Origin of the sequence: Streptomyces sp. NPDC127117 (assembly GCF_042677325.1) — a bacterium.
Lineage (GTDB): Bacteria > Actinomycetota > Actinomycetes > Streptomycetales > Streptomycetaceae > Streptomyces.
This window is the reverse complement of the sequence record NZ_JBHXTM010000010.1, coordinates 131899-156360: the sequence shown is the minus strand read 5'-3', so window position 1 is coordinate 156360 and position 24462 is coordinate 131899. Positions and strand designations below refer to the sequence as shown.

The 24462-nt window shown below is 71.1% G+C and carries 24 protein-coding genes, 1 pseudogene and 1 riboswitch; of the genes and pseudogenes, 6 read left to right on the top strand and 19 right to left on the bottom strand.

What is annotated here, in order from left to right; all coding sequences use genetic code 11:
- The first annotated feature begins 121 nt into the window (after nucleotides 1–121).
- The 5 genes from ACFVH0_RS12155 (at nucleotide 122) to ACFVH0_RS12135 (ending at nucleotide 5393) form a co-directional block, all read left to right on the top strand.
- Nucleotides 122–613: an Lrp/AsnC family transcriptional regulator gene (locus ACFVH0_RS12155; protein ID WP_176729251.1), complete on the top strand. Its 492-nt coding sequence runs from the start codon at nucleotides 122–124 to the stop codon at nucleotides 611–613.
- Nucleotides 598–1977, top strand: a complete 1380-nt coding sequence (locus ACFVH0_RS12150) for an aspartate aminotransferase family protein (protein ID WP_072487209.1) — start codon at nucleotides 598–600, stop codon at nucleotides 1975–1977. Before ACFVH0_RS12155 ends, ACFVH0_RS12150 begins: the two co-directional genes overlap by 16 nt.
- Before the next feature lie 333 nt (nucleotides 1978–2310).
- The gene (locus tag ACFVH0_RS12145; RefSeq protein WP_385819455.1) at nucleotides 2311–3048 is read left to right on the top strand and encodes an ABC transporter ATP-binding protein; all 738 of its coding nucleotides are present in this window, start codon (nucleotides 2311–2313) and stop codon (nucleotides 3046–3048) included.
- Nucleotides 3030–4214, top strand: coding sequence for a hypothetical protein (locus ACFVH0_RS12140; protein ID WP_385819454.1), 1185 nt, complete (start codon nucleotides 3030–3032; stop codon nucleotides 4212–4214). The genes ACFVH0_RS12145 and ACFVH0_RS12140 overlap by 19 nt, the downstream gene beginning before the upstream one ends.
- 54 nt (nucleotides 4215–4268) lie before the next feature.
- Nucleotides 4269–5393 carry an LOG family protein gene (locus ACFVH0_RS12135; RefSeq protein ID WP_385819453.1) on the top strand — a complete coding sequence of 375 codons (1125 nt, stop codon included), beginning with the start codon at nucleotides 4269–4271 and terminating at the stop codon, nucleotides 5391–5393.
- Nucleotides 5394–5400: 7 nt separating this feature from the next.
- On the opposite strand, the gene ACFVH0_RS12130 is transcribed toward ACFVH0_RS12135, so the two are convergent.
- The 10 genes from ACFVH0_RS12130 to rpsB all read right to left on the bottom strand — a co-directional run bounded on the left by ACFVH0_RS12130 (nucleotide 5401) and on the right by rpsB (nucleotide 15981).
- Nucleotides 5401–5853 (bottom strand): SRPBCC domain-containing protein, encoded by a 453-nt coding sequence (locus ACFVH0_RS12130; RefSeq protein ID WP_385819452.1) that lies wholly within the window; start codon nucleotides 5851–5853, stop codon nucleotides 5401–5403.
- A gap of 212 nt (nucleotides 5854–6065) precedes the next feature.
- Complete coding sequence (locus ACFVH0_RS12125; protein ID WP_385819451.1) at nucleotides 6066–7091, bottom strand: ABC transporter ATP-binding protein; 1026 nt, start codon at nucleotides 7089–7091, stop codon at nucleotides 6066–6068.
- A gap of 2 nt (nucleotides 7092–7093) precedes the next feature.
- Complete coding sequence (locus ACFVH0_RS12120; protein WP_385819450.1) at nucleotides 7094–8707, bottom strand: ABC transporter permease; 1614 nt, start codon at nucleotides 8705–8707, stop codon at nucleotides 7094–7096.
- Between the two features lie 119 nt (nucleotides 8708–8826).
- Complete coding sequence (locus ACFVH0_RS12115; protein ID WP_385819449.1) at nucleotides 8827–9939, bottom strand: thiamine ABC transporter substrate binding subunit; 1113 nt, start codon at nucleotides 9937–9939, stop codon at nucleotides 8827–8829.
- A 73-nt stretch (nucleotides 9940–10012) separates the two neighbouring features.
- A riboswitch (TPP riboswitch) is annotated at nucleotides 10013–10129 on the bottom strand.
- Between the two features lie 41 nt (nucleotides 10130–10170).
- Nucleotides 10171–11277: a 23S rRNA (adenine(2503)-C(2))-methyltransferase RlmN gene (gene rlmN / locus ACFVH0_RS12110; RefSeq protein ID WP_124716117.1), complete on the bottom strand. Its 1107-nt coding sequence runs from the start codon at nucleotides 11275–11277 to the stop codon at nucleotides 10171–10173.
- A 93-nt stretch (nucleotides 11278–11370) separates the two neighbouring features.
- Complete coding sequence (locus ACFVH0_RS12105; RefSeq protein WP_385819448.1) at nucleotides 11371–12456, bottom strand: phosphatidate cytidylyltransferase; 1086 nt, start codon at nucleotides 12454–12456, stop codon at nucleotides 11371–11373.
- Nucleotides 12456–13013 (bottom strand): ribosome recycling factor, encoded by a 558-nt coding sequence (frr, locus tag ACFVH0_RS12100; RefSeq protein WP_093545310.1) that lies wholly within the window; start codon nucleotides 13011–13013, stop codon nucleotides 12456–12458. Before frr ends, ACFVH0_RS12105 begins: the two co-directional genes overlap by 1 nt.
- A 178-nt stretch (nucleotides 13014–13191) precedes the next feature.
- On the bottom strand, nucleotides 13192–13968 hold the full coding sequence (gene pyrH / locus ACFVH0_RS12095) for a UMP kinase (protein WP_385819447.1): 777 nt from the start codon (nucleotides 13966–13968) through the stop codon (nucleotides 13192–13194).
- Nucleotides 13969–14127: 159 nt separating this feature from the next.
- Entirely contained in the window at nucleotides 14128–14964 is an 837-nt protein-coding gene (tsf, locus tag ACFVH0_RS12090) for a translation elongation factor Ts (protein WP_124716120.1), read from the bottom strand.
- Between the two features lie 99 nt (nucleotides 14965–15063).
- Nucleotides 15064–15981 carry a 30S ribosomal protein S2 gene (rpsB, locus tag ACFVH0_RS12085; RefSeq protein ID WP_385819446.1) on the bottom strand — a complete coding sequence of 306 codons (918 nt, stop codon included), beginning with the start codon at nucleotides 15979–15981 and terminating at the stop codon, nucleotides 15064–15066.
- 277 nt (nucleotides 15982–16258) lie between these two features.
- On the opposite strand from rpsB, the pseudogene ACFVH0_RS12080 reads away from it, so the two are divergent.
- Nucleotides 16259–16834, top strand: a pseudogene (locus ACFVH0_RS12080) (peptidoglycan DD-metalloendopeptidase family protein); the annotation flags it as partial.
- A 221-nt stretch (nucleotides 16835–17055) separates the two neighbouring features.
- Here the strand turns inward: ACFVH0_RS12080 and ACFVH0_RS12075 are convergent.
- From ACFVH0_RS12075 to lepB (ACFVH0_RS12035), 9 genes are all read right to left on the bottom strand, one after another.
- Nucleotides 17056–17622, bottom strand: a complete 567-nt coding sequence (locus ACFVH0_RS12075) for a TetR/AcrR family transcriptional regulator (RefSeq protein WP_385819483.1) — start codon at nucleotides 17620–17622, stop codon at nucleotides 17056–17058.
- Nucleotides 17623–17740: 118 nt separating this feature from the next.
- On the bottom strand, nucleotides 17741–18577 hold the full coding sequence (gene whiG, locus ACFVH0_RS12070; protein ID WP_266688323.1) for an RNA polymerase sigma factor WhiG: 837 nt from the start codon (nucleotides 18575–18577) through the stop codon (nucleotides 17741–17743).
- A gap of 239 nt (nucleotides 18578–18816) precedes the next feature.
- Complete coding sequence (gene dprA, locus ACFVH0_RS12065; protein WP_385819445.1) at nucleotides 18817–20073, bottom strand: DNA-processing protein DprA; 1257 nt, start codon at nucleotides 20071–20073, stop codon at nucleotides 18817–18819.
- Entirely contained in the window at nucleotides 20070–21698 is a 1629-nt protein-coding gene (locus ACFVH0_RS12060) for a YifB family Mg chelatase-like AAA ATPase (RefSeq protein WP_385819444.1), read from the bottom strand. Before ACFVH0_RS12060 ends, dprA begins: the two co-directional genes overlap by 4 nt.
- Nucleotides 21698–22057: a YraN family protein gene (locus ACFVH0_RS12055; protein ID WP_385819443.1), complete on the bottom strand. Its 360-nt coding sequence runs from the start codon at nucleotides 22055–22057 to the stop codon at nucleotides 21698–21700. The genes ACFVH0_RS12060 and ACFVH0_RS12055 overlap by 1 nt, the downstream gene beginning before the upstream one ends.
- Nucleotides 22058–22194: 137 nt before the next feature.
- Nucleotides 22195–22503, bottom strand: a complete 309-nt coding sequence (locus ACFVH0_RS12050; RefSeq protein WP_003965949.1) for a DUF2469 domain-containing protein — start codon at nucleotides 22501–22503, stop codon at nucleotides 22195–22197.
- A gap of 64 nt (nucleotides 22504–22567) precedes the next feature.
- On the bottom strand, nucleotides 22568–23056 hold the full coding sequence (locus tag ACFVH0_RS12045; protein ID WP_385819442.1) for an NUDIX hydrolase: 489 nt from the start codon (nucleotides 23054–23056) through the stop codon (nucleotides 22568–22570).
- The gene (lepB, locus tag ACFVH0_RS12040; protein ID WP_385819441.1) at nucleotides 23046–23795 is read right to left on the bottom strand and encodes a signal peptidase I; all 750 of its coding nucleotides are present in this window, start codon (nucleotides 23793–23795) and stop codon (nucleotides 23046–23048) included. Before lepB (ACFVH0_RS12040) ends, ACFVH0_RS12045 begins: the two co-directional genes overlap by 11 nt.
- Before the next feature lie 52 nt (nucleotides 23796–23847).
- Nucleotides 23848–24462, bottom strand: a 615-nt coding sequence (gene lepB, locus ACFVH0_RS12035) for a signal peptidase I (RefSeq protein WP_385819440.1), incomplete at its 5' end; no start/stop codon positions are given.

Here is a 24462-nt window from a genome sequence, read left to right as displayed (position 1 = left end):
TGTCGCTTTCGACATGCCCAACCGCCGTGAACTTCGGATTCAGTTAGATCCGGACCTTCAAACAACGAATTTCATCGATCTGGGGTTGCCAGACAGACGAGTCCCGGTGCACAGTGGATGTGTGGCCAGTCGCAGCGCAGACTCCAGGACCGGGAACGGATCGTCACCAGCGGTCGATGCCGTCTCCCTCGCAATCATCGAGCAGCTCCAGGAGGACGGACGCCGTCCGTACGCCGCGATCGGCAAGGCCGTCGGCCTCTCCGAGGCGGCCGTGCGACAGCGCGTCCAGAAGCTGCTCGATCAGGGCGTGATGCAGATCGTCGCCGTCACCGATCCCCTCACCGTGGGGTTCCGGCGGCAGGCGATGGTGGGCATCAATGTCGAGGGCGACCTCGATCCCGTCGCCGAGGCGCTGTCGGCCATGGCCGAGTGCGAGTACGTGGTGATGACCGCGGGCTCCTTCGACCTGATGGTGGAGATCGTCTGCGAGGACGACGACCACCTGCTGGAAACGATCAACAAACGCATCCGGGCCCTCCCCGGCGTGCGCTCCACCGAGAGCTTTGTGTACCTGAAGCTCAAGAAGCAGACCTATATGTGGGGAACCCGATAGCCGTGAGCAAGGACCTCAGCCGAACCGCGTACGACCACCTGTGGATGCACTTCACCCGCATGTCGGACTACGAGAACGCGCCCGTTCCCACCATCGTGCGTGGCGAGGGCACCTACATCTTCGACGACCAGGGCAAGCGTTACCTGGACGGCCTGTCCGGCCTGTTCGTGGTCAACGCCGGTCACGGCCGTCACGAGCTCGCCGAGGCGGCCTACAAGCAGGGCCAGGAGCTGGGCTTCTTCCCGGTGTGGTCCTACGCCCACCCGAAGGCCGTCGAGCTGGCCGAGCGCCTCGCCGACTACGCGCCGGGCGACCTCAACAAGGTCTTCTTCACCACCGGTGGCGGCGAGGCCGTGGAGACCGCCTGGAAGCTGGCCAAGCAGTACTTCAAGCTCCAGGGCAAGCCGACCAAGTACAAGGTCATCTCGCGTGCGGTCGCCTACCACGGCACCCCGCAGGGCGCCCTGTCCATCACCGGCCTGCCGGCCCTGAAGGCCCCCTTCGAGCCGCTGGTCCCCGGCGCGCACAAGGTGCCGAACACCAACATCTACCGCGCCCCGATCCACGGCGACGACCCCGAGGCCTTCGGCCGCTGGGCCGCCGACCAGATCGAGCAGGAGATCCTCTTCGAGGGCCCGGAGACCGTGGCCGCCGTCTTCCTGGAGCCGGTACAGAACGCCGGTGGCTGCTTCCCGCCGCCGCCCGGTTACTTCCAGCGCGTCCGCGAGATCTGCGACAAGTACGACGTGCTGCTCGTCTCCGACGAGGTCATCTGCGCCTTCGGCCGTCTCGGCACGATGTTCGCCTGCGACAAGTTCGGCTATGTGCCGGACATGATCACCTGCGCCAAGGGCATGACCTCGGGCTACTCCCCGATCGGTGCCTGCATCGTCTCGGACCGCATCGCCGCGCCGTTCTACGAGGGTGACAACACCTTCCTGCACGGCTACACCTTCGGCGGCCACCCGGTCTCCGCGGCGGTCGGCCTCGCCAACCTCGACATCTTCGAGCGCGAGGGCCTCAACCAGCACGTCCTGGACAACGAGAACGCCTTCTTCACCACGCTGCAGAAGCTCCTCGACCTGCCGATCGTCGGCGACGTCCGCGGCAACGGCTTCTTCTACGGCATCGAGCTGGTGAAGGACAAGGCCACCAAGGAGACCTTCACCGACGAGGAGACCGAGCGCGTCCTGTACGGCTTCCTCTCCAAGGCGCTGTACGACAACGGCCTGTACTGCCGGGCCGACGACCGCGGCGACCCGGTCGTCCAGCTCGCGCCGCCGCTGGTCTCCGACCAGTCGACGTTCGACGAGATCGAGGGCATCCTGCGCACCGTCCTCACGGAGGCGTGGACCAAGCTCTGACCGGCACCCCGACCGGCCGGCCGACCACGGATCGGCCTCCGGCCGGCCGTCCGGCCGTCCGTCGGGCGGGTCAGGGGCCCCTGCGGCCCCGGCCCGCCCGACGGGCTTTCGGCTTGACCATCGCTTGACCACTGCTTGACCGGCTTCCAGCCGTCATCCTCATACGGTCCACACGGCCCGGATGCGCCCATTCGAGTGGGAAGGGGCGCACCCGGGCCGTGTGCTGTGCGCTCACCGCGGTTCGAATCCTTACGGTGCCGAGTGACCGATCGGCCCTGGCTTCGTTCCCCCGTACGGGGGACGGGAATTTCGATCTGAACCGAGGTGTACGCCATGGTGGCCCCGCCGGACAACGACGTGATCTGGGCACGTTCCCTGCACCATTCCCACAACGGCTCACCCGCGCTCGGCGGTGTCTCCCTGGGCGTCCGCGACGGCGAGATCCTCGCCGTGACCGGCCCCCGGGGCTGCGGCAAGACCACCCTGCTGCACTGCCTGTCCGGCCAGCTGGTGCCCGAGCAGGGCGAGGTGTGGTTCAACAGCGTCCCCGTCCACACCATGGGCCCCCGGCTGCGCGAACGGCTGCGCCGCGACCGGTTCGGCTGGATCGCCCCCGAGCCCCAGCTGGTGCCCGAGCTGAACACCTGGGAGAACACCGCACTCCCGCTGCTGCTGCGCGGCGCCTCGCACCGGGAGGCGAAGAAGACCGCCCTGGAGTGGCTGGAGCGGCTCGACATCGGCACCTGTGCCAGGCAGCGACCGCACACCCTGCTCCAGGGGCAGCGCCAGCGGATCGCCGTGGCCCGCGCCCTGGCGGCCGGCCCCACGGTGATCTTCGCCGACGAGCCGACCGCGACCCTGCACCGCAGCGACCGGACGCATGTGCTGCGCACCCTCACCAGCGCGGCCCGTTCGCACGGCATCACGATCGTGCTCGCCACCCACGACGCGGAGATCGCCGCCCTCGCCGACCGCACGGTCCCGCTGCTGGACGGCCGTCGCGTCGCCACCGTCGCCCTGCCCGCCGTGTCCGATACGGAGGGCCGCGCGGCGTGCTCGCTCTCCGTCTAGCCCGGGGTTCCCATCCGCTGGTCCTGCTGCGGCGGCTGCTGGTCGCCGCAGCCTCCGCCGGCGTCGGCTTCCTGCTGCTGTGCGCCCTCGGGTACGCCTCGGGGCATCCGGCGCACTCCACCGGGGCCGTGCTGCGCCTGCTGTGGTGCTTCGTGCCGTTCGCCGCCACCGTCCAGTTCGCGGTCGCGGTCGCGCGCACCGACCCGAGCACCCGGCCGCGCTCCGGACTGTCCGCGGTGGGCCTCGGACCGGTCCGGCTCGCGGTGCTCGCCGCGGTCTCCACCGCCGTCTCCTGCACCCTCGGATCGATGGTGGCGCTGCTGTTCTACCTGCATCTGCGCGGTGACCTGTCCGGGCTGCCGTTCGACGGCGCGGCGGCCGGACTGCTCGACGCCGAGGCCCCGCTGCCGCTCGCCGCCGCACTGGTGCTGCTGGCCCTGGTGCCGGTGGCCGCGGCGACGGCGAGCGCGTTCGCGCTGCGCGCCGAGCCGGTCTCGACGGCGGCTCCGGACGAGGCGTCCTCGGAGGTCCTGACGGAGCCGGAGGCGCCCGGACCCTCGGCGCCGCCCACGGGACTGCCGTGGGGCGTGGCACTGACCGCGGCGGGCCTCGCCATCGAGGCGTACATGAGCCGGGGCGACGGCCACAGCCTGCTCCCGCTGCCCGGCAGGCTCGACGCCACCCCGGCCGGGGTGCTGGCGGGGTGGACGCTGGCGGCGGCCGGGCTGGCCGTGGCGGGCCCGGGGCTGGCCCACCTGTGCGGGCGGCTGCTCCAGAGCGCGCGCCCCGGCGCCGTACGGCTGCTGGCCGGCCGGGTGCTCATGGACGAGTCGCGGCGGATCGGCCGGCCGCTCGGTGTGGTCTGCGCGGTACTGGCCGCGGTGGTCGCCGCCTACGCCCTGTACGGGACGCAGACCCGCCCGCTCGGCCCGCTGACGGTGCTGGGCGCGGTCCTCGTGCTCGGCTGCACGACGGCGACGCTGCTGACCTCGGCACTGGAGGCGCGGCAGGCCCGCGAGCAGACGGCACTGGCGCTGCTGCGGCTCGGCGCCCCGGTGTCGGCGCTGCGGGCCGCGACGGCCCTGCGCGCCGCCGCGCTGCTGATCGTCTTCGCCCCGCTGACCTGGCTGATCGCGGAGCTGGCGGCACTGCCGCTGACGGTCTGAGGACGCGCGCCGCGGGCCGGGCGCCGGCACCCGGCGGCTACGTAGCATGACAGCGTGGACAATCCGGACGAAAACGGTCCCCCGCCCGGCCCCGAGATCGAGTCGCTCGCCGCATTCGACGAGGCGGTCGCCTCGGGGTCGCTGGCCGGGCATCGGGTGCAGTCGGTCGACCTGACGGACCGCGGCGCCGCCCTGATGGCCGCCGACACGGCCGGCGCCGTCTTCCTCGGCTGCCCGATGGAGCCGGAGGCGGCGGCGAACGTGCGGGCCGACGGCGCGTTCGTCTTCCCGCCGGTGCCCGGGCTCCCCTTCGACCCGTACCGCGGCCTGCTCTACACCCCCGACGCGCTCTACGAGGGGCTGGCGGACGGCGGCTACGCGGCGACGCCGGACGCCCGCGCGTACCGCTGGTTCCAGCGGACCCGGGCGAACGGCGACACCTTCGCGTCGATGCTCCGGGCGCTGCACGACGACGCGGTCTCCGACGCGCTGGACGAATTCCTCACCGGCGCCCGCGTGGTCGGCGTGATGGGCGGCCACGCGACGGCCCGCGGCAGCGCCCCGTACGCCGCCGCGGCCCGGCTGGGGCGGACCCTGGCCCGGGACGGGCTCACGGTGGCCACCGGTGGCGGGCCCGGCGCGATGGAGGCCGCGAACCTCGGGGCGTACGTGGCGCCGCACCCCGATGCCGTGCTGGAGGAGGCCTGCGCACTGCTGGCCACGGCCCCCTCGTTCATCCCGTCGGTCACCGACTGGGCGCTGGCCGCCTTCGAGGTGCGCCGGCGCCGGCCGGGCGGTGGCGGTTCCGTCTCGATCCCGACCTGGTTCTACGGGCACGAGCCGCCGAACCCGTTCGCCGACCGCATCGCCAAATACTTCGCCAACGCGCTGCGCGAGGACGGGCTGCTCAGCCGCTCCACGGCGGGCGTGATCTTCCTGCCCGGCGCGGCCGGCACCGTACAGGAGATCTTCGACGACGCGACGCCGAACTACTACGGCTCGCCGGGCGGGCCGACCCCGATGGTGCTGGTCGGCCGCGCCCACTGGACGCGCGTCCTGCCGGCCTGGCCGCTGCTGCGCGCACTGGCCGCCGGCCGGGCGATGGAGTCCCGGATCGCGCTCGTGGACACGGTGGACGAGGCCCCCGGGGCACTGGCCCGGCTGTCGGCGAAGGCATAGGCCGGGCTCAGAAGGAGGCGAGCCGGGCCGCGAGCGCGTCGAAGAAGGCCTCCCAGCCGTCCTCGGCCGCCGCGTACTGCTCGGCCGTGAGGTTGCCGCCGCGCTGCCGGAAGACCAGCTCGGTGGTCCCGCCTCGGCGCTCGGTGAAGGTGGCGGTGACGGTCTCGCCCTCGATGTCGGCGGGCGCGGAGGCGTCCTTCAGGGTGAACACCAGCTTCTCGGGGGCCACCACCTCCCGGTAGACCCCGTGGAACGGCATCTCGGTGCCCGGCACCACGATGACCAGGCTCCAGGCGCCGCCCGGCCTGACATCCATCGACACCCGGTCGAGCGGCACCTCGGCGTCGCCGCCGTACCAGGCCGCGAAGTGCTCGGGCGTCGTCCAGGCCGCGAAGACCTTTTCCGGCGGGGCGTCGAGGATGCGGGTGATGTCGATGCCCTCGCGTGCTGACTCGGTCATGTCCCTGTCCTTCCCGGAGTCTTCCGGATCCGCTGCACGGCCCCGGGGCCGTCCGCGAGGACGTTCCGGGGGTTTCCCGGGGCGGCCGGCGCCGCACTCCGGGGCATCCGGCAATCCTCCGGCCGATGGGCGGCTCCCGCGACCGGTGGGCGCCGCCCCCGGTCGGCTCGCCCGGGGCGGACGGTCAGGGGCGGACGGTCAGGGGCGGGATGTCAGGGGCTGGCGGGCAGGACCACGGTCCCGGCCGCGTCGAAGCCGGCCCCGACCGTCGCCCCCTCCTCGGGGGCGTCCCGCAGCGCGCACTCCGCCTCCAGCTCCGGACCGTCCTTCGGCACCAGCCGCACGGCGACATGATTGCCCCGGAACGTACGCGTCCCGACCACACAGCGCAGCCCCTGGTCCGGGCCGCCGATCCGGACCCCGGCAGGGCGCACCAGCAGATCGCACTCCCCCTGCGGCGAGCCCCCGGGCACCGGCACCTCGCCCCACACCGTGTCGGCGACGGTGCCGCTCACCGTCGCCCCGACCACGTTGTCGAAGCCGAGGAACCGGGCGACGAAGGCGGAGGCGGGCCGCTGCCAGACCTCCAGCGGGGTGCCCACCTGGGCGATCCGCCCGTCCCGCATCACCACCACCCGGTCGGCCAGCGCGAACGCCTCGCCCTGGTCGTGGGTGACGGCGAGCACCGTCGTGCCCAGCCGGCCGAAGAGGCTGCGCAGCTCGACGACGAGCCGCTCGCGCAGACCTCGGTCGAGCTGGCCGAGCGGTTCGTCCAGCATCAGCAGCTTGGGGCTCGGGGCGAGTGCCCGCGCGAGGGCGACGCGCTGCTGCTCACCGCCGGACAGGGCGGCGACGGCGCGCCGTTCGGCGCCGGGCAGGCCCACCAGGTCGAGGAGTTCGCCGACCCTGCGCTCCTGGTCACGGCGCGAGACCCCGCGCATCCGCAGACCGAACGCCACATTGGCTCCGACATCGCGGTGCGGGAAGAGCTGGTGGTCCTGGAACATCAGGCCGAGCCCACGCCGGTGCACCGGCACCCCGGCCTGGTCCGCGCCGTCCAGCAGCACCCGGCCACCGTCCGGCGGGTGCAGTCCGGCGACCACCCGCAGCAGGGTGGACTTGCCGCTTCCGCTCGGCCCGAGCACACACACGATCTCGTGCTCGGCGACCTCCAGATCCACCGCGTCGAGCGCCGCCCGCTCGCCGAAGCGAACCGTGGCCGATTCCAGTGTCAGCATTTCTAGAACTCCCCGGACCGGTCCGTGCGGATACGTTCGAGCAGCAGCAGCGAGACGGCGCAGACCACCATCAGGATGGTGCTCAGGGCCATCGCCTGGCCGTAGTTGAGCTCCCCGGCCCGCCCCAGCAGCCGGGCCACGGCGACCGGCAGCGTCGGGCGGTCGGGCCGGGCGATGAACACCGTCGCACCGAACTCACCGAGCGAGACGGCGAACGCGAAACCGGCAGCGACCAGCAACGCCCGCCGCACCAGCGGCAGATCGACCTCCCGCCAGGCCCGCAGCGGCGAGGCGCCGAGCACCGCGGCCGCCTCCCTCAGCCGCCCGTCCACCGCGCGCAGCACGGGCAGCATGGTCCGTACGACGAACGGCACACCGACCAGCGCCTGGGCGAGCGGCACCAGGATCCAGGAGGTCCGCAGATCCAGCGGCGGCTTGTCCAGGGTGATCAGGAAACCGAAGCCGACGGTGACCGCGGACACCCCGAGCGGCAGCATCAGCAGCGCGTCGAAACCGCGCACCAGCCGGCCGGCGCGCCGGGTCAGCGCCGCGGCGGCGAGCCCGCCGATGACCAGCGCGATGACCGTCGCGACCAGCGCGTACTGCAGGGAGTTCCAGATCGCTTCGAGCGGCGCGACCAGGAACGTTCCGCCGCCCGCGTCCACGGACCCCAGCGCACGGTAGAAGTCGAGGCCGTGGCCGTCGGCGGTGTCCACGGAGCGCTCGACCAGCACCCCGAGCGGCAGCAGGATCAGCAGCAGCACGGTCAGCAGCACCCCGCCGAGCAGCGCCCACTGCCCGGCGCCGCGCGGCCTGCGGGCGGTCTGCGCGGGATCGACCAGCTTCAGCGCGGTCTCCCGGCGCCGTACGGTCCACGCGTGCACGGCGAGGATCGCGCCGACCGCGGCGAACTGCACCAGCGTCAGCACGGCGGCCGTCGGCAGGGCGAGCAGTTGCGCGGTCTGCCGGTAGATCTCCACTTCGAGGGTGGCGAAACCGGGGCCGCCGAGGATCTGCACGACCCCGAAGGAGGTGAAGGTGAAGAGGAAGACCATCAGCGCGGCGGCGGCCACGGCGGGTGCCAGGGCCGGCAGGGTTACCCGCCGCCAGGCGGCGAACCGTCCCGCGCCGAGCACCCTGGCGGCCTCCTCCTGCCGGGGGTCGAGCTGCGACCACAGCCCGCCGACCGTCCGTACGACCACCGCGTAGTTGAAGAAGACATGGGCGAGCAGGATCGCCCACACGGTGGTGTCGAGCCGTACGCCCCAGAGTTCGTCGAGGAATCCGCCGCGTCCCAGCAGCGCCAGGAAGGCCGTCCCGACGACCACGGTCGGCAGGACGAACGGCACCGTGACGACCGCCCGCAGCAGTTGTTTGCCGGGGAAGTCGAAGCGGGCGAAGACATAGGCGCCGGGCAGCGCGATCAGCAGGGTCAGCGCGGTCGAGGCGAGCGCCTGCCAGGTGGTGAACCAGAGGACGTCGCGGATGTCCGGCCGGGCCAGCACCTCGCCGATCCGGCCGAACTGCCAGACGCCGTCCACCTTCAGGCCACGGCCGACGATCGCGGCGACCGGATAGGCGAAGAACAGCGCGAAGAACGCGACGGGCACAGCCATCAGACCGAGCCGCACCGCGCTCCCGCGCCGGGCCTTCGCGCGGGCGGACCCCGGTGCGCGGGTGCGCCTTCCCGGGCCGCCCGACCCGCCCGCGTCCGCTCCGCGTACGGGGCTCTCGGCTACTTCACTACGAGCGAGGACCACGACTGGACCCACTGCTCACGGTTCTTGGCGATCCGGTCCGGGGCCACGGTCGTCGGGCTGTCCACCGTCGCGCCGAACTTCGTGAAGAGCTCCGGCAGCGCCGCGTCCTTGGTGACCGGGTTGACGAACATGTTGAGCGGCATGTCCTCCTGGAACTTCTTGCTGATCAGGAAGTCCAGCAGGGCCTTGCCGCCCGCCTCGTTCCTCGCACCCTTCAGCAGTCCGGCGAACTCGATCTGCCGGAAGCAGGTCCCGGTGGCGACACCGGTCGGCGCCTTCGCCGGCTGCGGCTTCGCGTACAGCACCTCGACGGGCGGGCTGGAGGCGTACGAGACGACGAGCGGCCGCTCCGCCTTGGCCTTCTTCCCGCCGGCCGAGCCGGAGAACTCCTCGTTGTACGCCTGCTCCCAGCCGTCGACGACCTTGACGCCGTTGCGCTCCAGCTTCTTCCAGTAGTCCTGGTAGCCCTTCTCGCCGTAGGTGGCGACGGTGCCGAGGAGGAAGCCGAGGCCGGGCGACGAGGTCCCCGCGTTCTCGGTGACGAGCAGGTCCTTGTACGCGGGCTTCGCCAGGTCGTCGAAGGACTGCGGCGGCGCGAGCTTCTTGTCCGCGAAGTAATTCTTGTCGTAGTTGACGCAGATGTCGCCGGTGTCGACCGGGGTGACCCGGTGCTTGTCGGCGTCGAGCAGGGTGTCCGCCGCGACCCGGTCGATGCCCTTCGCCCGGTACGGCGTGAACAGCCCGCTGTCGAGGGCGCGGGAGAGCAGGGTGTTGTCGACACCGAAGAACACGTCGCCGCGCGGGGAGCCCTTGGTGAGGATCTCCTGGTTGAGCGCGACACCCGCGTCGCCGCTCTTCAGCACCTTGACGGTGTATCCGGTCTCCTCGGTGAACTCCTTCAGTACGTCCTTGGAGGCGTTGAAGGAGTCGTGGCTGACGAGGGTCACGGTCTTGGAGCCCGAGCCCTTCGTGCCGCCGGAACCGGCGGCGGAGTCGTCGGAGCTCCCGCAGCCGGCGAGTGCGGTGACGCCGAGCGCGGCGGCGACGGCCGAAGCCGCGAGCTGCCTGGTCCTGCGCGTGGTGGTCATTGTGGATTCCTCCTGGGTTTTGGCCAGGAAGAGACGCGGCCCTGCCCGCGGGAAGCGGGCAGGGCGCAACAGCATGAGTTGATGACCGAACTTCCTACCCGGAATGACCCGGGCGAGGTTCAGAGGGTCTGCGGCCGACCTGTCCTCGGTGCCGCACTCTCAGCGCTGTGGCGCTCCCCTGTCGGAATATGAAGTTGATTTCGGGCCCAGATTACACGGGCCGTTTCCGCCTCAGCGCTCGGCTGCCGCCAGCTGCCCGCAGGCCCCGTCGATCTCCTGGCCGCGGGTGTCCCGCACGGTGACCGGCACCCCGTGGGCGGCGATCGCCTCGACGAACGCCTTCTCGTCCTCGGGCCGCGAGGCGGTCCACTTGGAACCGGGCGTGGGGTTCAGCGGAATCAGGTTGACGTGCACCCGCTTGCCCTTGAGAAGCCGGCCGAGCCGGTCACCGCGCCACGCCTGGTCGTTGATGTCGCGGATGAGCGCGTACTCGATGGAGATGCGGCGGCCGGACTTCTCCGCGTACTCCCACGCGGCGTCCAGCACCTCGCCGACCTTCCAGCGGGTGTTCACGGGTACGAGGGTGTCGCGCAGCTCGTCGTCCGGCGCGTGCAGCGAGACGGCGAGGCGGCACTTGAAGCCCTCGTCCGCGAAGCGGAGCATCGCGGGAACCAGACCCACGGTGGAGACGGTGATCCCGCGCTGCGAGAGCCCCAGCCCGTCCGGCTCCGGGTCGGTCAGCCGGCGGATCGCGCCGACCACCCGGTTGTAGTTGGCGAGCGGCTCGCCCATGCCCATGAAGACGATGTTGGAGAGCCGCGCCGGACCGCCGGGGACCTCGCCGTCGCGCAGCGCCCGCATGCCGTCCACGATCTGGTGGACGATCTCGGCGGTCGACAGGTTGCGGTCGAGACCGGCCTGTCCCGTGGCACAGAACGGGCAGTTCATCCCGCAGCCGGCCTGCGAGGAGATGCACATCGTGACCCGCTCCGGGTAGCGCATCAGGACGGACTCGACGAGCGTCCCGTCGTGCAGCTTCCACAGGGTCTTGCGGGTGGTGTCGTCGTCGCAGCTGATGTGGCGGACCACCGACATCAGGTCGGGGAACATCGCCTCGGCGAGCTTGGTCCGCGATCCGGCCGGGATGTTGGTCCATTCCGCCGGGTCGTGCGCGTACCGCGCGAAGTAGTGCTGCGAGAGCTGCTGGGCGCGGAACGGCTTCTCGCCGATCGCGGCGACGGCTTCCTTGCGCTCGGCGGGCGTGAGGTCGGCGAGGTGCCGCGGCGGCTTCTTGGCTCCGCGGGGCGCGACGAAAGTGAGTTCTCCGGGCTTAGGCATGGTTCTTCCAGTGTCGCAGACAGAACAGTGAGGGCCCGCCGTCCTGTGGACAGCGGGCCCTCACTCGTAAAGTCCCAGGTCAGGACCCTGTTCTCAGCTGGATCCGACGAACAGCACCAGCAGCAGCCAGACCACCGGGGCGGTCGGCAGCAGCGAGTCCAGCCGGTCCATGATGCCGCCGTGCCCCGGCAGCAGCGTGCCCATGTCCTTGATCCCGAGGTCCCGCTTGATCATCGATTCACCCAGGTCCCCGAGGGTGGCGCTGGCCGCGACCGCGAGCCCGAGCAGCAGCCCCTGCCACCAGGAACCGCCGTCGATCAGGAACTGCATGCACAGCGCACCGGCGACCATCGCGAAGGCGACGGCCCCGAGCAGGCCCTCCCGGGTCTTTCCGGGGCTGATGCGCGGCGCCAGCTTGTGCTTGCCGAAGCGCCAGCCGACGGCGTACGCACCCGTGTCGCTGACCACGGTCAGCAGCAGGAAGGTGAGCACCCGCTGCGGCCCGTCGTCGGCGGTCAGGAGCATGGCGACGAACGTGGCGAGGAACGGCACGTAGAACGCCGCGAACACACCGGCCGTGACGTCCTTGAGGTAGCCCTCGGGCGGTTCGGTCATCCGCCAGACGAGCACCGCGAGCGCGGTCAGCGCCATCGCCACCCAGGCGCCTTCGGCGCCCTTCGCGTAACCGGCCACCACCATCGCCGCGCCGCCCACCGCCAGCGGGACGAGCGGCGCCTTGATGCCCTTGCGCTCCTGGAGCCGTGAGGTGAGCTCCCAGAGGCCCACGACGACGGCGACCACGATCACACCGACGAAGACGGCCTTCACGATGAACAGGGAAGCGACGATGATGGCGCCGAGCCCCACACCGACCCCTATGGCGGCTCGCAGATCACGGCCCGCACGTTTCTTCTGCGGGGGCGGCGGCGCGGTGGACATGGGCTCCTGCGGCTTCTCGTCACGGAACAGGGGGCCGCCGCTCGGGCGTCCGGCCCCCTGGTCCCGGTCATCACGGTCGTCAGCGTCTCTACCTGCGTCGGGATCGTCCGGCACGATGGGCATGGGCCGAGTCTGCTGGGCGCCATGCACATCGTATGCAGGACCCGCCGGAGCAGCCTGCATCTCGGGCACACCCCAGTGGCCGGCTCCCTGCGGGGCGCCCCAGGAAGAGTCGTTCATCAGACTTCGAGCAGCTCGGCTTCCTTGTGCTTGAGCAGCTCGTCGACCTGCGCGACGTACTTCGCGGTGGTGTCGTCGAGCTCCTTCTCGGCGCGGCGCACCTCGTCCTCGCCCGACTCCTTGTCCTTGACCAGCTTGTCGAGGGTCTCCTTGGCCTTGCGGCGCACGGCGCGGATGGAGATCTTGGAGTCCTCGGCCTTGCTCTTGGCGACCTTGATGTAGTCGCGGCGGCGCTCCTCGGTGAGCTCCGGGAAGGTCACCCGGATGATGTTGCCGTCGTTGCTCGGGTTGACGCCGAGGTCCGAGTCGCGGATGGCCTGCTCGATGTTGCGCAGCGCGGTCTTGTCGAACGGCGTCACGACGGCCATGCGCGGCTCGGGCACCGAGAACGAGGCGAGCTGGTTGATCGGGGTCAGCGCGCCGTAGTAGTCGGCGACGATCTTGTTGAACATCGCCGGGTGCGCACGGCCGGTACGGATCGCGGCGAAGTCCTCTTTCGCGACGACTACGGCCTTCTCCATCTTCTCCTCGGCCTCGAGGAGGGTTTCTTCGATCACCACGTGCTCCTGCGTGTCTTGAGTGGGCCCGTCGTGCTGGGGCCCGGCGGGTCCTGCGTCGCGTCCTCACCTGCACGGTGTCCGACCGGCAGGCCGTTGTCCATCCTTCGGGGCCGGTCCCGGGGTTTCCCCGGGGGCCCGGACCTCCCCGTCGTACTCCGGGAAGGTCCCCCGGTCCTCAGACCCGGGTGCTCCGGTCACTCACGAGCGTGCCGATCTTCTCACCCTTGACCGCGCGGGCGATATTGCCGGTGGCGGTCAGCTCGAAGACGAGGATCGGCAGGTCGTTGTCGCGGCAGAGCGTGATGGCGGTGGCGTCGGCGACCTTGAGATCGCGGGCGAGAACCTCGCTGTACTCGAGCGCGTCGAACTTCACCGCGTCGGGGTTGCTCTTCGGGTCGGAGTCGTAGACCCCGTCCACCCCGTTCTTGCCCATGAGGAGACCCTCCGCGTCGATCTCCAGGGCGCGCTGGGCGGCAGTGGTGTCGGTGGAGAAGTACGGCATCCCCATGCCGGCGCCGAAGATGACGACGCGGCCCTTCTCCAGGTGGCGCACGGCGCGCAGCGGGATGTACGGCTCCGCGACCTGCCCCATGGTGATGGCGGTCTGGACGCGGGAGTCGATGCCTTCCTTCTCCAGGAAGTCCTGGAGCGCCAGGCAGTTCATGACCGTGCCGAGCATGCCCATGTAGTCGGACCGGGCCCGGTCCATGCCGCGCTGCTGGAGCTCGGCGCCGCGGAAGAAGTTGCCGCCGCCGATGACGATCGCGATTTCCGCGCCGTCACGGACGACCGCCGCGATTTCCCGGGCGATGGCGTGTACGACGTCGGGGTCGACACCGAGACCCCCGCCGCCGGCGAACGCCTCTCCGGACAGCTTCAGCATGAAGCGTCCGGCCACCTTGCCGTCGTCGCGCTTGTGGTCACCTTTTGCGGCGTCCGCGCCCTTGTTCATGGAGATTCTCCTCGTGCACATACGAAGAAGGCCATTGCCGGTGGGTCTGGTGTCCCTCAGCGGCAATGGCCTCCTCGTCAGATCTGCGGTCGTACGGCGTGAGTGCGGCCGACGACTGCACTAGACCCTATCGGGGTCCACCGTTGTTCGCGGACGGACTCAGATGCCGACCTTGATGCGCGTGAAGCGCTTCAGGGTGACACCGGCCTCGTCCAGAACCTTCTGGACGGACTTCTTGTTGTCCAGCGCGTACGGCTGGCCAAGAAGGGTGGCCTCCTTGAAGAAGCCGTTGACGCGACCCTCGACGATCTTCGGGAGCGCGGCCTCGGGCTTGCCCTCGGCGCGCGTGGTCTCCTCGGCGACGCGGCGCTCGGCCTCGACGACCTCGGCCGGGACGTCCTCGCGGGACAGGTACTTCGGGGCGAACGCGGCGATGTGCTGCGCGATGCCCTTGGCCAGCTCGGCGTCAGCCTTGTCCAGCTCGACCAGAACACCGATCTGCGGCGGCAGGTCGGGCATGGTGCGGTGCATGTACGCGGAGACGTACGCGCCGGAGAACTGCGCGAAGCGGTCCAGGACGATCTTCTCGCCGAGGTTGGCGTTGGCCTCGTCGACGTACGCCTGGACGGTCTTGCCGGCCTCGATCTCGGAGGCGAGCAGCGCCTCCAGGTCGGCCGGGGAGGTCGCGGCGACGTGGGCGGCGAGCGTGTTGGCGACAGCCTGGAACTTCTCGCCCTTGGCGACGAAGTCCGTCTCGCACTTCAGCTCCAGCAGAACACCGGACGTCTGGTCCTCGGAGATGAGGGAGACGACGGCGCCGTTCTCGGCAGAACGGCCCTCGCGCTTGGCGACGCCCTTCTGACCCTTGATACGGAGCGCCTCGACGGCCTTGTCGACGTTGCCGTCGGCCTCGTCGAGCGCCTTCTTGCAGTCCATCATGCCGGCGCCGGTCAGCTCGCGGAGCTTCTTGACGTCAGCGGCGGTGTAGTTCGCCATGAGTCTGTATTTCTCTCTCGAAGTCTGAAAGATCTACGGGTGAACGGCGGGGGCGGTGCTTGTGGCACCGGCCCCCGCCGTCATCAGCCGTGACGGGTGTCAGGCCTGCTCGGCGTCCGCGGCCGGGGCCTCGGCAGCGGGGGTCTCGACAGCAGCCTCGGCGGCGGGGGCCTCGGCGGTCTCGGCGTCCGCGACCTTCTCGGTCTCGGCGGAGGTCTGGACCTCGGCGTCGGCCTTCTTGTCGCCCTCGAGCAGGTCGCGCTCCCACTCGGCGAGCGGCTCGCCGGCGGCCTTCTCGCCCGGCTTCGAGTCACCGGTGGCGGCACCGGAACGGGCGATGAGGCCCTCGGCGACGGCGTCGGCGATCACGCGGGTGAGCAGGGTGACGGAGCGGATCGCGTCGTCGTTGCCCGGAATCTTGTAGTCGACCTCGTCGGGGTCACAGTTGGTGTCGAGGATCGCGACGACCGGGATGTGGAGCTTGCGCGCCTCACCGACGGCGATGTGCTCCTTCTTGGTGTCGACGATCCAGACGGCGCTCGGCACCTTCTGCATCTCGCGGATACCACCGAGGGTCTTCTCCAGCTTGGCCTTCTCGCGGGAGAGAACCAGGAGCTCCTTCTTGGTGAGGCCGGAGGCGGCCACGTCCTCGAAGTCGATGAGCTCAAGCTCCTTCAGACGCTGAAGGCGCTTGTAGACGGTGGAGAAGTTGGTGAGCATGCCACCGAGCCAACGCTGGTTGACGTACGGCATGCCGACGCGCGTCGCCTGCTCGGCGATGGCCTCCTGGGCCTGCTTCTTCGTACCCACGAACATGATGGAGCCGCCGTGGGCGACGGTCTCCTTGACGAACTCGTAGGCGCGGTCGATGTACGACAGCGACTGGAGCAGGTCGATGATGTAGATGCCGTTGCGCTCGGTGAAGATGAAGCGCTTCATCTTCGGGTTCCAGCGACGGGTCTGGTGACCGAAGTGGACGCCGCTTTCCAGCAGCTCCCGCATCGTGACGACGGCCATGGCCGTACTCCTTGAGGTGCTCGGTTGTCGCGACCGCAGGATTGCTGCCGCGCCTGACGCCCCGACGCGCCGTGCCACGAGGGACCGAGGAGCGCGGCCACCGTCCGCGAAGAGGGAGGTGGCGGGGCGTGCGAAGTCGACCCGGTGACCCGGATCGCCATAGGAAGTGTACGGGACGGCCCGAGTGCCGGGTGACGGCGCTGTCCACAACCGGTTGGTTGTCCACAGATCCGGTTCATGATCCCCGCGGACCGGGGGTCTGCGGGACGGTTCTGCCATGCGATGCACACCTGATCCGACCACCCTGACCGACCCGACCGACCCGACCGACCTGGTGGTTGCGGGTGCGGGCGCCCGTCGCGGCAGAGCTGCTCCCCGGGTGCGGGAGGTGCTTGTCGTGGCGGTGGTGGCCCTGCTGGCGGTGGTGGCGGTGGTGGTGTGCGGTCCGCCGGCCGGCGCGGCCGGCACACCGACGCCGACACCCGCCCCCGCACCGGAGCCGGGGAGGGGGACGGGGGCGGCGCCGGGGCCAGGACCGGATGGCGACCGGAGCTGGCCGCTCGCCGGGCCGCCCGCGGTCGTACGGAGCTGGGAGCCCCCGGCCGGACCCTACGGGCGGGGCCATCGCGGGGTCGACCTCGCCGCGGAGCCGAGTGCGGCGGTGCTCGCCGCCGCCTCGGGGCAGGTCTCGTTCGCGGGGCGGGTGGCGGGACGCGGGGTGCTGGCGATCGAGGTGGCCGGCAGCGGTGATCCGCCGCTGCGGACCACGTACGAACCGGTGCGCGCGCTCGTCGCGAAGGGGGAGAAGGTGACGGCGGGGCAGGTGGTGGCGGTCGTGGAGGCGGGGCCCTTCCACTGCGCGGCGGGCTGTCTGCACTGGGGACTGCGGCGCGGTGACACATATCTGGATCCGCTGTCGCTGCTGCCGCCGTCACTGCTGCGACGGGGTCCTTCCCGGCTGCTCCCGGTGTTCGGCGTACCCGAGCCCGGACCCGCGCACTCCGCCGGAGGGACCGGGGACGGGCTCGCCGCCCCCGGCGTTCTGCTCGCGGCCGCCGCGTCGCGACGGCGGCGTCAGCCCCGTGCGCCCTGGACGCCCCGCAGGATCATGGCGACGGCGGTGTCCGCGATCACGGCCGGCTCCTCGGCGACGGCCAGTTCGATACGTCGCACCGCGGCGTCCACCGAACCCTGGAGCAGCATCGCCGCCAGCCTCGGCTGCGCGTGGCCGAGGTCGCCGAGCGCCTCCACGATCATGGCGATCAGCCCGCCGTGCGCGGCCCTGATCTTCTCGCGCGCCCCGGCGTCCAGTTCGCTCGCCGAAATGGCGACGACCGCCCGGTGGCGACGGTCCCCGACGAGGTCGAGCTGCCGGCGCACATAGGCCTCGATCTTGCCCTCGGGCGTCGTGGCCTGCTCCATCGCGTTCTCGACCTCGGCCGCCCAGATGGGGAAGTCGACGGCGCAGAGCTCTTCGACGACGGCCGCACGGGAGCGGAAGTACTCATACACGGAGGACCTGGCGAGGCCCGTGCGTTCGGCGAGGGCGGGGAAGGTCAGCGCTTCCGTACCTCCCTCGGACAGCAGGGAGCGTGCGGCGTCCAGGAGGGCGCCGCGCTGCATGGTCCGGTGCTCGGCCACCGAGGCCGCTCGAATCCTGGGCACGCGTCCACTGTACGGCGACCGATGTTCGAGGGGGCGGGTGCGGCCCGGATCGATGGCCGAAGCAGTCATGGCCGGCACCGGCCGCGAGCGGGGCTCAGCGTCCGGCGTCGGCCAGCTTGGCGCGCAGTTGCAGCACCGATTTGGTGTGGATCTGGCTGACCCGGCTCTCGGTGACCCCGAGGACATTGCCGATCTCGGCGAGGGTGAGGCCCTCGTAGTAGTAAAGCGTGACAACGGTCTTCTCACGCTCCGGGAGCGTGTTGATGGCCCGGGCCAGCAACCGTCTGAGCTCCCGGTCCTCGGCGACCTCCACCGGATTGTCGGCAGCGGTGTCCTCAAGGGTGTCCATCAGGCTGAGCCGGTCGCCGCCCTCGCCGCCGACATGCAGCAGCTCCTCCAGCGCGACCACGTTCGCCAGCGACAACTGGCTGAAAACCGCGTGCAGTTCCTCCAGCGCGATGCCCATCTCCGCGGCGACCTCCGCCTCGGAAGGGGTACGCCGCAGCTGCGCCTCCAGCGTGGCGTAGGCGCGCTCCACCGCCCGCGCCTTCTGGCGCACCGAGCGCGGGATCCAGTCCAGTGCCCGGAGTTCGTCGATCATCGCGCCCCGGATGCGGGTGATCGCGTAGGTCTCGAACTTGATCGCGCGCTCGATGTCGAACTTCTCGATCGCGTCGATCAGTCCGAAGACCCCCGAGGAGACGAAGTCCGCCTGCTCGACGTTGGAAGGCAGACCCACGCTCACCCGGCCCGCCACGTACTTCACCAGCGGCGAGTAGTGCAGGATCAACTGCTCCCTCAGCCGCTCGTCGCCCGTGGACTTGTACGAACGCCACAACTCGTCGAGCGAGGAGGGGGCAGGGGGACGCACAGTGCCACGCGCAGCCGGTGGTGCTGCCGCGCGGTCAGACCCGGAGGTGTGCTGGGGCATGTGGTGCCTTGAGCCGTTCTGCTGTGAAGTGCTGGGACGTTTGTCTGAGTCGGAACCCTTGTGAGCGTAGCGTGACCATAATGTCGCGGTCCGCGCAGGATAGAGGATCGGCGCTGTGCGAATCCGGTCGATCCGGCATGGCCGAGGTCCGGGGCCGTCGCCGTGCGCGTCGGCCCCGGAGGCGTCACCGAAGGTCCGCCGAGGTCATCGGCATCACCTTTTCACCCGAATGCTCCAGGTCAAGTACCGCCTCGCCGCGCGTCGCCATTGCAAGTCGGTCGCGGCGTCAACTGCCATCCATCGCCATCCCGTTCGACGAACCCCAGTGAGTGCAGTTCGTACAGCCTGCCGAGCGCTTCGTCGGTGCTGGTCCCGGCGGCGCGGGCCACATCACGCCCGCTGAGGGCACCCCGGTACGGCAGGGCGTCGAGGACTCTGGCGGAGACCGCGTCGAGCAGGTCCCTGGGGTGCACGGGGCCGCTTCTGGCCGGGGCCAGTTCCCCGATGTCCCCCACCAGTTCGGCGACTTCGGCGGCATCGGTCACCAGGATGCCCTCTCCGCGCAGGAGTTCATGGACCCCTGCCGACAGCCCACTGGTGGCGGGTCCGGGCACGCCCATGGTGAAGCGGCCGAGCCGCTGTGCGCAGCGCGCGGTGACGAGTGAACCACTGCGGTATTCGGCCTCGACGACGACCGTCCCGCGCGTCAACGCGGCGATGACCCGGTTCCGGAGGATGAATCTGCCGCGGGTGGGATGATCGGACGGTGGTAATTCGCCGATGACGAGCCCCTGTTGCGCGATCCGTCCGATCAGCTCGGCGTGTCCCCGGGGGTAGGGGACGTCCACCCCGCAGGCCAGGACCGCCATCGTCGCCCCGCCGACGGCGAGCGCGCCCCGGTGCGCCGCCCCGTCGACCCCGAAAGCGGCTCCCGACACGACCACCCACCCCAGCTCCGCGAGTCCCGCGCCGAGGCCGGCCGCCATGTGCGATCCGTAGGAGGTGCAGGCGCGGGCGCCGACCACGGCGACCGAGCGCAGCGCCCAGAGGCGTAGATCGCGGGGGCCCCGCACCCACAGGCCGGTCGGCCTGGCGTCCCCGAGGTCATCGAGCTGGCTGGGCCATTCCCGGTCCCCCGGGCAGATGAACCGCCCGCCGAGCGCGGCGACCGCCGAGAGGTCCCGGCCGGGGTCGGCGCTCTCGGCCCGCAGCCGGTACCCGGCGAGCCGCTTCGGGGTCATTCCGCCCAGCTGCTCCGCGGTGCCGTCCCCGGTGGTGATCCGCCGTATCAGCTCGACGGCGCCGCACTCACGCAGCCAGCGGCCGCCGCGCTCGTCCCCCGGTTCGATGATGCGGGTCAGCGCGGCCCGCGCCAGCCGCTCCTGACCACTCACCGCCGCCCCAGGCCCCGCTCCGGCACCGGGCTCCTCCCCCGTGCCGTGTTCCGGGCCCCGCCCCCGTGCCTCCACCGACGGGTCCTCCACCCGCCACTTCATGACGGCGTCCCTGCGTTCATCAGGGCGCCCCGTGGAATCCCGGTGCGCAGTTCCAGCGCCACCGCGATGTCGGAGGCGTCCGGGCGGTCGGCGCCGCGCAGATCGGCGACCGTCCACGCCACCCTGAGCACCCGGTCCAGGCCCCGCGCGGTGAGCGTGCCGCGTTCCATGTCCCGTTCGGCCTCCATCAGCGCGCCCGGGGCCGCGACCAGCCTGGTCCTCAGCTCATGCCCGGGCACCTCGCTGTTGGTGGACCACGCGGTGCCCGCGAGCCGCTCCGCGGCCCGCTCCCTGGCCTGCCGGACCCGGGCCGCCACGGCGGCCGTCGACTCGCCCCGGCCGCCCTGCCCCATCAGGTCCTCGCGCCTGACCGGATCGACGAGCACCCGTAGATCGACCCGGTCGAGCAGTGGCCCGGAGAGCCTCGCCTGATAGCGCCTGACCGCGGATGGCGGGCATTCGCAGCCGGCGCCGCTGAGGCTGTGCCGGCCGCAGGGGCACGGGTTGGCGGCCAGCACCATCAGAAATCTGGCGGGCAGCCGCACCACCCCGGCGCTCCGTGCCACCACCACATGCCCCGATTCCAGCGGCTGGCGCAGCGCGTCCAGCGCCCGCACCGAGAATTCGGGCGCTTCGTCCAGGAAGAGAATTCCCCGGTGAGCCAGCGAGGCCGCACCGGGCCTCGGCAGTCCGTTGCCACCGCCGACCAGCGACTGCATCGTCGCCGAGTGGTGGGGTGCGCAGTAGGGCGGCCGGCTGACCAGTGGCTCTCCCGGCGGCAGGATGCCCGCCACCGAGTGCACGGCGGTCACCTCCAGGGATTCCTTCCTGGTCAGCTCCGGCAGGATGGCCGGCAGCCGCTCGGCCAGCATGGTCTTGCCGGCGCCCGGCGGACCCGAGAGCAGCAGGTGGTGACCGCCCGCCGCGGCGACCTCCAGAGCCATGCGGGGCCGCTCCTGCCCCGCCACGTCCGCCAGATCCGGCGGACTCCCGTCGCCCTGCCCGGCGCCGCGGGCGAGCCCGGTGCCGATGCCCGCACCGGGCACCATCAGCCCGGCCAGCATGGTGTCGGGGCGCCCCTCGTCGTGTGCCTGCCGCTCGCCGGGCACCGGCTCGTCGCAGAGCACGGCGATCAGCTGCCGCAGGCTCCGTACCCCGAGGACGGAGACCCCGGGGACCAGCGCCGCCTCCCCCGCGGTCTGCTCGGGCACGACGACCTGCCGGTACCCGGCCTCCGCCGCGGCGAGCACGGCCGGCAGCACACCGCGTACCGGCCGCACCCGGCCGTCGAGCCCCAGCTCACCGATCATCACCACATCGGCGATGGAAGCCGGATCGATCCGCTCGGCCGCCCCCAGCACCGCACAGGCGACGGCGAGGTCGAATCCGGATCCGCCCTTCGGCACCGAGGCCGGTGACAGGCCCACCGTGAGCTTCTTCTGCGGCCACTCGGCCCCCGAGTTCACCACCGCGGCCCTGACCCGGTCGCGGCTCTCCACCAGGCTCTTGTCCGGCAGCCCCACCAGGGTGAACGCGGCCACCCCCGCCTCCAGGTCCGCCTGGACCTCCACCACCACACCCTCGACGCCGACCAGCGCCACCGAGCACGCCCGCGCGAACCCCATCAGGCCACCCCCCGAGCGTGCTCGGCCACGGGTGCTCCGCGCCTGGGCAGCACCACGCCGACCAGGTCGATCCGGACGCCGCCGGGCGGTGGTCCGCCGTGCCGGTCGATCCAGATACCGGCCAGCCGCCGCAGCCGCTCGGCCTTGACCGGCGTGACGGCCGCCATCGGATGCTCGAACGCGCCCGCCCTGCGGGTCTTCACCTCGCAGACCACGAGCGCGTCGCCGTCCATCGCGACGATGTCGATCTCACCGGCGCGACAGCGCCAGTTCCGTTCCAGTACGGACATGCCGGCGCCGGCCAGCAGCCGCACCGCCAGATCCTCGCCGTACCGCCCGAGTGCCCCCCGTGCGTTCATTTCGGCACCACCTCCGGGACCGACTCTGACGCGTCCGGTCCCGATCGGTGGATCTTGGTGGAAAACCCTGGGATTGTGGATATCCCGGCCACCCGGAAGTGGGAATCAAGGGCGAATCAACGCCCTCGGGAGTGGGCTCAGCCGCCCGGAAGTTCGAGATCGCTCTTGTTGAGCTCCTCGATGTTGACGTCCTTGAACGTCAGCACCCGTACCTGCTTGACGAACCGCGCGGGCCGGTACATGTCCCAGACCCAGGCGTCCGCCATCGATACTTCGAAAAACACCTCGCCCTGAACCGAGTGCACCTGCATCTCGTAGTCGTTGGTGAGGTAGAAGCGCCGTTCGGTCTCGATCACATATTTGAACAGACCGACGACATCTCGGTACTCCCGGTAGAGCTTCAGCTCCATCTCGGTCTCGTACTTTTCGAGGTCCTCGGCGCTCATTGGCATGTTCCCCTTCAGCCGTGCGTCCCCCCATTGTGCGCCAGGCCCCCGGCCCCCTGGGCGCTTAGGCGATTTCGGGGTCGAGAACCAGCGGCGTACGCGGAGGACCCTCGTCGAGCAGCGTGCGCAGCAACTCGGCGAGCCTGGTCGGGTACACCGTCTCACGCGCCGCCGACAGTTCGGCGGAGGTCCACCACCTCAGACCCGTGACACTGCGTTGCTCCAGCCCGGTCTGCCCACTGGTGTCGGTGACGGTCTGCCTGGTACGGGCCAGGAAATACCACTCGTCCTGGTCCCAGCGGCGTCCGTCGAACGGGAACGAGCACATTCGCTGCCAGAGCAGCGGCCCCAGCTCGACGTCGGTGATCCCGGTCTCCTCCGTCAGCTCGCGCAGCGCGGCCTCCTCCCGGGTCTCGTCGCCCTCCACGCCGCCGCCGGGGGTGAACCACCAGGTGCTCGCCGGGTCCGCCGGTTCGAAGCCGTGCATCAGCAGGATCCGGTCGTCGGGGTCCAGGAGGACCACGCGGGCGACCTTCCGCTTCTCAGTGCGCACCGGCGGGCACCTTTCCGCCCTTGTTCCGTGACGCCCGCGAGGCCCGTGCCGCGATCGGGCCGTACGCCGCGCCGCCCAGGATGAGCACCACGCCCACGAGCACCGCCGCGAGCTGCAACCGCAGCGGTCCGGGCGACGACACCCCGCCGGGGAGGGCGGCGAAGGCCTCGGGCCGCTCGACCATGCCGTTCATCGGCCAGGCGATGGCGTCCACCCGGGCCTGTACCGCGTCGCGGGGGACGGAGCCCTGCCCGGCGTCCTCCAGGTGGACCCGGGAGTCCAGCGACGCGGTGCGCTCGTCGCCCAGCAGGAAGAGCTGCCCCTTGGGCACCTCCGCCGTGAAGTTCTCCGCCGAGGCGAGGCCCTTGCTGTGCAGATACGGTTCGTCAATGGGCTTGCCGTTGACGGTGAGCCGGCCGCCCTTCTCGCAGCAGGCGATCCTGTCGCCGCCGATCCCGATGACCCGCTTCACCATCGGCATGTCGCCCCACGCCGGATCGGTGAAGACCACCACGTCGCCGCGGCGCACCTCGCTGCCGTCGATCCGCTGCGCGAGTACCCGGTCGCCGGAGTTCACCGTCGGTGTCATCGACCGGGTCGGCACCGTATACGGCTTGTACACCACCGCCGCCCAGGCGAACCCGCCGAGGAAGAGCACACAGCCGACGGCCACGGCCAGCCCCAACAGCATGCTGCCGAGACGGCCGTGGCCGTCACTCGTACGTCCTTGTCCGCTCATCCCAGCGTCCCCCCACTCCGGAGATCGACAATCGCTGATCCGAGTCGGCACCCTACCCGGCGGTACGCCCGCCGGTCAGCCTCCTGCGGCGCCACAGCACGAGAGGCAGCGCACCCGCGATGCCGACCGCTCCCGGGGCCAGGCCCGCCACCGCGCTGATCCCCGGCTGGTCGAAGGTGTCCGGGACCGGCAGCGTCGCCCAGCGGTTGATCGGCCATGCCACGACCACGGCCCGTCCCACGACGTCCTTGACGGGCACGAAGCCCTTGGTCGCCTCGTCGGTGTGGTAGCGCGAGTCCAGGGAGTTCTGCCGGTGGTCGCCCATCACCCAGATCTTGCCCTCGGGCACCTTCAGCGGTCCGAAGGGCTTGTCGTCACAGGCCGTGTTGCCGGGGAAGATGTACGGCTCGTCGAGCGCCTTCCCGTTGACCTTGACGGGACCGCCCTTGGCGCACTCCACGGTGTCGCCGCCGACCGCGATCGTCCGCTTGATCAGGTCCTTCTCCTTGGACGACGGCATCAGGCCGATGAAGCTCAGGAAGTCCTGCACCACGTTCGACTCGGGGGTCGGCTCCCCGGCGAGCCAGTTGTCCGGGTCGTGGAAGACGACGACCTCGCCGCGCTCCGGCTCCCCGCCGAACCACGGTGTCAGCTTGTCCACCAGCAC